A 651-nucleotide genomic window follows, 5' to 3' on the forward strand; every position below is an offset into this window, starting at 1 on the left:
GGTGCCCGGATCCGTCCACCCGCGGCAACCCGGGCATCCATGGTGTCGAGGACATGATCCCAGCTCCCGGCAAGCCGCAGGACGAGGCCTCCAACCACAGCGGAGCGGGGAATGTACGGGTGGGGGCGAGTGGGTGCCCGCCGCATCGCCCGTCGGAACGACATGATGAGCCGGCGACGCTCGTCCGGGGAAAGTTCCTTCTCAAGGTCGGCAACCAGAATGTCCTCAGCGGCGATGTGCTGCTCCTCGAGCTCGGCCAAGCGCTCGCGCAGCGCTCCCATCGACTCGCCCGGCCGGTGCACGTCGCCCTGGATGTGCTGGGAGATGCCACGTAGCACCGACGACGTTTCCCGCCCCTGGGCACACAGCTCCGCGATACGCGGCCGGCTGTCCGGGAGGCGGCGGCGCGCCACCGGGTAAATGGAGGTCTGCACCGAGTACATATGTGCACTGATCGCCGCAACCGCGGTATCAGCAGCCCGCAATGCGCGTCTGGGGTCCCCGGAGGTCGCCGCTTCGGTGAAGGTCAGCTTGACAAGCTGCGTCGCATCATCATGGGAGGCGCTGATCATCTCAAGGAGGGACATCTCGCCCGGATCATTCCGTTCGCCGACCCCGGGATCCCTGACTGGTCGTCCATCTCCCGGCCCC

Annotated in this window: 1 protein-coding gene; it reads right to left on the reverse strand. The window is 67.4% G+C overall.

Going from position 1 to position 651, the window contains the following annotated elements; genetic code table 11:
• The coding region (locus U9980_RS01100) for a hemerythrin domain-containing protein (protein ID WP_322766287.1) at positions 1-587 on the reverse strand (587 nt) is incomplete at its 3' end.
• Positions 588-651 lie beyond the last annotated feature (64 nt).

Origin of the sequence: Protofrankia sp. Cr1 (genome assembly GCF_963555865.1) — a bacterium.
In the GTDB taxonomy this organism is placed as follows: domain Bacteria; phylum Actinomycetota; class Actinomycetes; order Frankiales; family Frankiaceae; genus Protofrankia.